We start from the raw sequence: 7,910 nt of genomic DNA, 5'->3' as shown, positions 1-7,910 counted from the left end.
TCTCGTACTTCTCGGTAGACTTCTTGTCGACCGATCCGCATTACTGCGGCACACGCAACTATGTTGACAAACACCGCGGTCCAATAAATATTTTCAGGACTAATTCTCAATCAAGCAATACAGCTGGAGTTCTCTATTCCAGCACAATTACAAGCAGATTCTTGTTTATTTATCCAATTCCATGTGTCAACCACGCCATGCTCGAACTCTATGGTAGGGCTCCAATTGAAAACTCGGCGTGCTTTGGAAATATCAAGAACACAGTGAGGCACATCAAACGCCCTGCCCTCATGGTACTTGACCTCCAACGCGGCCCCTGTAACTCTGGATATCGTGTCAACGACATCTGAAATACTATGGCCGCAACCTGACCCAGCATTGTAACTACCCACATTAGATGAATTCGCAGCCGAAACACATAGCTTGGCTAGATCAGTAACATGTAAAAAATCTCTCACAACAGAACCATCACCGTAAATATCTATAGGTTGATGATTGGCGGCTTTCCATAAAAATGTTCCCACAACCCCTTGGATACCACTATTCCCTTGACGCGGACCAAAGGGATTAGATGCTCGTAGAGCTACGTAGTCCAACCCATTCAAGCGACTGTACATATGGAGATAGTTCTCTATAGCTACCTTCACGATACCGTAAGAGCAAATTGGACTGAGAGGATGTTCTTCAGGGATTGGAGACTGCTCCGGAACACCATAGACTGTGCCGCCAGATGACAGATACACGATCTTCTGCACTGAGTGTGCTTCCATTACCTTCAAGAGCTTGACGGTATTAACAAGATTACTCTGTATATCGGAAACGGGATCCAAATTGGATGTTGATGGCACCGAGGTACTTATAAGATGAAAAACGACGTCTACTGAATCCAATGCTTCGTTCAGGCGCTCATGATCATCAAAATTTCCTTGGCAGTAACTTACCTTTGAATGGCCGAATTCAGTCCCTTCCACGCTACTGCGATCATAAACCCGCACCGAATGACCCTCTGAAACGAGCCTGTCGACAACGTGCGATCCTATAAATCCGTTACCTCCTAAAACAAGTGCCAGCACTTTACATCACCTCTAGTTCCACGGAATCAAATAACTTCTAACGCACTGCTCACTTTTTTAAACACAACCAACGAAACAGCAGCCAGCTCAAAGTCGCCATCTGCCAGCATGATATCCATGCTTCGCTTGATGGTCAGCTCAAATATGCTCAGCATCATACTACACAATGCATTTGGAGGCCCGTCATACCTGCCAGTTGGTCCGAAATGCTTTCGAACTTAGCTGTTAGAACATCACACCCACTATATACGGCGACTTCACACCAAGCCGCCTCTGGAAAAACCATTCGAGGCTTTGTGCGCACCATAACTCAACTGGTTATATAGTCAGCGTTAGTTAATATATTTTGCTAAAATCCTCCAATGCGAATCGACTAATCCGCTGGTGGTTGAGCGGAGATTTCCAGCACTCATCCCATTGGTACATCTAGTTACGCTAACTCTAACAGACACCGTCGTGATTCAATTCATGGAGTTTCGGACGATCCGCCATTAAAACGCTTCGAATGCAGTTCTATTACCGAGCTGAGTTAATCCCGATTGTTTGGAAGATCTAACTTCGACAATATCCCTGAAAACCTTTGCTATCGTTGGAAATAAACGAATTGTTGTTAGGACTATGCATCTGAATCAACAACTCATCAGGTTCGTTAATTCAAGTTGTTTGTGACCGACCAGATCCTGAAAGCATTTACTCAGCCCTACAACGCAGTATTCGACATATTCACGCCCCACCCATACACATAGCTACCGCAAACATTCTCGTGTCAAGCAAAGCACTCATGTCGTCGAAACTTACAAGCACCAACGTATTACGTCACGCACGATTTGCACTGCATTCTAAATAATGATTACGCACCCGTTTCCCAACATAGATTCAGGTTCTTCTCTAAATACCGGCAGAAGCTATTGAACCTAGCATACTGCTATTGGAATAACTCGTATAGCTATGTGTGACATTATAATCATCGGAACTTTTGAGCATACCTTCGCTCGCAATCCAGATTCGATTCTCCTCAGTTGAATTTAGAAAATCGATCAACTTCTCCCTGCCTCCACTTGGCCTTCCGTGCAATATTCTAACAGGCCCTTCTAGCACCGCGGTATTTCCCGATCTGAGGTGATATTCCACAGGCAAAACGAACAAACTTGACTTCTGATTCCATATCAATCGCCTGAATTCGGCTTGGTCACTGTATTTAGGCCTGGAGATGTGCATTCCACGGTTCAACCCCGAAATCAGAAGCTTCTCCCACTCCGAAAAAAAGCCATCACAAACCGCAGACTCCGAGAACCCTACTACACCTGTATTTATTCTAGGGACTGCAGCATGCTTCTCAATTTCGTTAATTGGCTTCAAACCAATAGAGGAAGGTGTCTTAGTAGGGGCATATCCAACAACGACATCGTACTTCTCAAGCAAATGGAAGACATCGTTTACTGGGTGACCAATAATCGTGTCTGTATCAAGAAAAAGTGTCCTGGAAAATGGAGACAAGGACATTGATTTTATCTTGAAAAAAAAGCCTTTCATCTTAGGTGTGTGAATCGATGATTTTGATATGATTTCAGCACACTCCACACCATCTATACTAGGAATTATATCCTCAAGATTGACGCGTCGTACGTGATCGTACAGCCCTTCAGGAACTTCTGTAGAGCCATCAGTTACCAACGCGACATCTAACGAAGGCATATGCTTCCGAATAGATTTTACAAGGACCTTGCTTTCTTCTATGTATTTCTGCCCATAAGCGGACAGCAGAATACCGTATTCATTTTTCATGAAATTCTATTATCAATTAGTCAATATATATCAAGATATTTCAGCGCGTCAATTTTCCTTGGCATATACAAAAAACAAACTGCAAAGACGTTTTTCAGGACGCAAGACTGGTACAAACCCTGACTACTATTCGAGCACCTATTAATTATCCAAATTCACTCAACTAACGCAAACCCGCAGAATCACAAACGGCCCAGCGCTTCTCCAGACAGATCAGGCAGCCAAGCTACCGAACAAATATCGTTTATAATCGAAAGCATTGAAATCCGCCTCATACCTCTCGAAAACCATAGCTTCAATAGCAGGCGAGTAGTACTCCGCCAGTTTGCTATTAGAACCAGTCTTGTTTTTGGATTGCTCCAGTTGACCATATTGATCGCCAGAGAGTCTATGAACAATCTTCGCAAAGTCATCGTCCAGGCTCTCAAATTTGCCAATGAAATCATATTTGATTTTATCGAATAGTATTTGATCCACTTGAGGCTTCCAATGATTATTCATATCAATTGTTTCTTGTGAGCAAACAACTTTTACGAAATCCCCGAAGGAGACGTACTGGTCGAGATCTGTCACTTCCTCGCGTGGCTTGTCATGAATGACCGCTAGTATCTCCGCCTTCGGACGCAACGGTCTAGCAATCTTGGAGAGATACGCTGACAATAATCTGGTGTATGGGTCTCTTACGAAAGTGAAGCGGTATATATCATCGGACTCCAGCATTCTACGCTTGTACTCGCTTGAAAGGCTGGAAAATCTCGGTATTGGAGAATCATTCCTGGCGTGAGGATTCGCCATTCTGTCAGCCTTCACAGGGTCCTCCATCTGCTGAAGCACTTTCAGCGTGCTGGTCGATGCGACTTTCGGGTTTTCCATGAACAGATACCCTCGACTGATAGAGGTGTTAGCATGATAATCGAATTGCGGAATAGTCATCCGGCCTTCTACAAGATCGAGCAAATCCTTCTTGGTGAAATTAATACTATTGCTTGGCAAGTCTTCGGCATGTGCTTGCGAGGAAGTAACACTGCTGGAAATATTGCTGTAGGGTCGACGAAAATCGAACTCCTGCATGTGGGGATCACATATCCGAATAAACGTTTCCTTTTCTGCCTCACTCCATTCCTCCCAGCATGCAAGTCGATCTTTAAAAACTAATCTTGCCGACTCCATTGAGCCAGATTCATTGAATGACGAATTAAAAAGAGTACTGGAAATGAATTCGGCTGGACCAGTATCTCTCTCCATTCTTAAGCTGTCGAACACGTTTTCGAAAACAGAATGCGGATCTTGGACAAGTTCGTTATGCTTGATTACCGCACAGTTCGCTGCTGAATGCACATAACGACAATCCTCAATATTACCTACCCAACGCCTGCAAAGCTGTTCAAAAGACAGTTCCTTGAACCCGCTGAAAGACTTGGCTGAATTGACAACTTCTACCCCATTACGTATCACATATATGATCCGCAGACTCTCAAACATTTCGCAGCATTTAGCATAAGATGAGTTATTGAGAGACACCTTCGCGATCCAGAACTCCTTGCCTTGATCGCACTCCTCGACGTCGAAGCCATATTGAACCTGAGATAAAAGCCTCGAGAATACCTGATCCCTTCCAGCTTTATCTAATTGATAATTTTTGTGATGATACTCTTTGTGTGGTGATTCATCTTCGTAATCGATTAAAAATCTAATAAAATGATTGAAAAAGGGAGCCTCTCCAACCCTGCTCGGCTCAACCACTGATTTGTGCTTACTCATGGCTGAGATCACGGCACTAGTGCCGGACCTACCTATCCCACTTATCAGCAAGGGTGATTTATGCATAAAACAAATTGCTCATTCAAAATTTTTATATAGGACATACCCATCAGGGAAAAATGGTCATCCGCAGATCAGATATTTCAGCTACTGTATTCCCTTCTGTCGGATAACGGGACCACACGTCTAATTGCATTTGAATGGTTATCGAAAGCTCCAACCTCTTCTAGCCTTGCATAAAATGCATTCCATTTATGACGTTTCCTTACGAACTCAACGCCATTAGCTGCCTTCGACTCACTTTCTGAATAGTGGACAAGTGCCTGCATGATACGTACGCAATACTCCGACACATCGTTATGTTGTTCAACTAGGTATCCGGTATCCGGCGAAACAAGTTCCTTAATACCACCCACGCTCGAACTGACAATCGGCAGACCTGCTCCCATCATGTTGATCAACATTGTCGGTAGCCCGTCCCACGCCGAAGTATTCAAGAATAATGAGAATTCCTCAAGGTTCAGATCGGACATGTCCCCAAACACTCCTCTGTACTCGATGTTCGGATATTCATTTGCCACGATTCGATCAGACACCTCGCAGTCGCTAGGGGTTCCATAGACGACAAACTCGCACTCAGACATTTTCTGCGCAATCTTCACAAGCAACTCAGGACGCTTCTGCCTGACGAGTCGACTTCCCCAGAGAATTTTTTTCGAAAACGGCCCGGCCTTATCTTTCTTCAATATAGACAGATTCCGTGGCGTGGGCACATACACAACCTGAAGAACATCTTTATTGACTTTGGAGAATCCGTACAAGCTCTCCATATCGTCAATTACAGTCTGGTTATCACAAAAAATGCGTTTGAGATACTTTATGGTTTTCGGGACGTAATCTACTATATAGCCAACCCTGGCATTGCCGACTGTATAGTCGAAACAGAATATATATGCGTATAGATCTGCAACGGAAGCCAACTGTCGCCCATAGACTTTGTACATTTCCCACGCCGCATGGGAGTTGATATTCACTATCTTTTCAGGAGATAGCATGCCTATTATTGAATGCAGCGTATGAACTCTATCATCGAAACCCGAGAAGTTCGATTCCTCATCAAGATAAACTACCTGCGTATCCTCCATTATCCATTGCGGAACCACATTCTCCGCACGATCTGTGACAAGCAGGAGAACGTTTTCAGCCCCATATCGCTGCTGAAAGGCTTTCAGAATATAGGTGGATACGAGATCAGCACCACCGCGACTCAAGAACGGTACGCAAATGGCAACCTGGATACCATCTGTATACCGCCCTCTGATCAGACATGGAGCGTACGTAGAAGATTTAATCAGTGGATACTCGACAACACTCTTCTGCCTATCGAAATACCCTCCAAGCTTCGGCTCAATTTGAGCGAGAGCATCGGTTTCCGCCTTTAGGGAATCTGGCAATTCATATCGTTTACCTGCGCGCCCTTCCTGATGACCGTGCTGTACGTAATGTTTAAGCAATCCCCACTCTACCGACAGATCAGGGTTCATCTGCGCATAATATTTGGGGTCAAATGACTCTGAAGCCATGTACTCAAGCTTATCCTCAAAGGCTAGATAAGCAAGAATCGGAATCTCAATGTTCTTCAGCTTCCTCTGATATCGATTCCTGAAAAATTTACTGGAAAACCAGGGGTTGGCATCATGGTCCTGGTAGATTCCCTCCTGAACAAAGTGTTGAAATGCTTCGGAGTTTGAGCTCGATTCCAGACCGTATCGTTTACGATAATATTCGGGTACAAACAATTCTCTAAGAGAGTCTGCTTGCTGCTTTACCAGCGGGCAGAAGAGATGCACATCTTTCCCAAAGTCATAACCAGAGTTGACTTCCTTGATTTGCACTTCGTTTATTCTCTGACGACCGACTTGATCATCATCGGTGAACTCAATGCTAAAGCCACAGGCCGTGGATGTACCGAGCTTCTTTTGAAGTTCGGGCCGCTCTATCGACGGTTTTGCTATTTTCAGCTGACGACCGTTGACGAACACTTGTAGTTCAGGTTCATCACCGCTCTCCAGAAAAACCCATCCCCTGATGCCTTTGACGCCGATTCTTTCAACCTTTCCTCTGGCGACTCTATTCCTTTCTACTGCTACCTTCATCGTCTTGTTCACTTCAAGCAGCCTTGCTTAACTCAGTGATTTCAGGTCGCTTTCTATAGATCTCCAGAACACCTGGAATAGCGCCTCCTGAATTGGTCTTATCCAACAACGAACCTTCGTCCTTTCCTCGACGTATGAAATGAGCAGTATTTGTGACGGTTTTGTGTTTTATACCCGCCGTCAAGGTTTCGTAATTCCAGTTCCAATCCTCGTAACCGAATCCGTCAAGTATTGTATTTTTCTTGTAGGGAAACCGTTCATAGACTGTACGCTTGGAGAAAGATAAAGCTGTCCAGTAATTTTGTCTGTAGATATATTCGAATTCAAAGCGTTCTGACTCCGAGTCAACATGCTTTAATACATGCGAAGCATCATTACCGAAATAGATGTTGTACTCAGGATGCAGCACACAATCTCCGCCATCTCGAGATGCTTTGGCAAAACAATCAACAATCCACGTCTGACACCATAGATCATCACCGTCAAGGAATGTTACATACTCAGATTTTGCGGATTTTATGGCTTCGTTTCGCGCTAACGCGAGATCACCCTTCGATATCTCCAACACATCATCGGAATCTTCCACCTGCTGACAAACAACGCTTCTCGTATCTTCGTCGGTCTTGTCCAGCACCAACATCAGAGTCGTCTCAATTCCACAAGCGCTCGCAAATTTTCTTGCTCGCTGAACGCTCTTTATGGTTGGCGTGACCAAATGAGACTCACGATGCACATTGATCACACAGGTTACGTCTGCCATTTGCTACCAACTCCAATTCAACAGATTTGATCTTCAACCTAAAGCTGGGCAACGGTCCAGAACTCACATAACTCACTTCGGATTCAGATAATACAAAGTGTGTGTTTGATCATTCCAATCTACCCGCGTTCAGATTCGTGACGCATCTAACACAGCTACGCCTTCAGAACCCAGCACCTTGATGCATTTCACATGCCATGAGAGTCGCCGCGAAACCGATCCTGATTACGAAGGGACGTACAGATTGGCTGCTCTGTCGCCTACCGTTAGCCTTTTTCCGGGGCAGGAGGTCGCTATCGTAAGCGTTCACGACATCAGACTGGCGTTCTGACGCATGTAACCTATCATCAGTGCATCACCCGCACTTGCTGCTAG

Annotated in this window: 6 protein-coding genes; all 6 read right to left on the bottom strand. The window is 44.6% G+C overall.

Features of this window, described 5'->3' with window-relative positions; genetic code table 11:
- Window positions 1-110 precede the first annotated feature (110 nt).
- Window positions 111-1,073, bottom strand: coding sequence for an NAD-dependent epimerase/dehydratase family protein (locus ACUNV4_RS30025; RefSeq protein WP_430882367.1), 963 nt, complete (start codon window positions 1,071-1,073; stop codon window positions 111-113).
- A 26-nt stretch (window positions 1,074-1,099) separates the two neighbouring features.
- Window positions 1,100-1,231 carry a hypothetical protein gene (locus tag ACUNV4_RS30020; RefSeq protein WP_430882366.1) on the bottom strand — a complete coding sequence of 44 codons (132 nt, stop codon included), beginning with the start codon at window positions 1,229-1,231 and terminating at the stop codon, window positions 1,100-1,102.
- A 730-nt stretch (window positions 1,232-1,961) separates the two neighbouring features.
- Window positions 1,962-2,858 (bottom strand): hypothetical protein, encoded by an 897-nt coding sequence (locus ACUNV4_RS30015; RefSeq protein WP_430882365.1) that lies wholly within the window; start codon window positions 2,856-2,858, stop codon window positions 1,962-1,964.
- A gap of 213 nt (window positions 2,859-3,071) precedes the next feature.
- Complete coding sequence (locus ACUNV4_RS30010) at window positions 3,072-4,685, bottom strand: sulfotransferase family 2 domain-containing protein (RefSeq protein WP_430882364.1); 1,614 nt, start codon at window positions 4,683-4,685, stop codon at window positions 3,072-3,074.
- A gap of 77 nt (window positions 4,686-4,762) precedes the next feature.
- Complete coding sequence (locus tag ACUNV4_RS30005) at window positions 4,763-6,775, bottom strand: glycosyltransferase family 4 protein (protein ID WP_430882363.1); 2,013 nt, start codon at window positions 6,773-6,775, stop codon at window positions 4,763-4,765.
- Between the two features lie 13 nt (window positions 6,776-6,788).
- The gene (locus ACUNV4_RS30000; protein ID WP_430882362.1) at window positions 6,789-7,535 is read right to left on the bottom strand and encodes a glycosyltransferase; all 747 of its coding nucleotides are present in this window, start codon (window positions 7,533-7,535) and stop codon (window positions 6,789-6,791) included.
- Between the last annotated feature and the right edge of the window lie 375 nt (window positions 7,536-7,910).

Source organism: Granulosicoccus sp. 3-233 (assembly GCF_052681095.1).
This window is presented reverse-complemented; position numbering and strand designations above follow the sequence as displayed.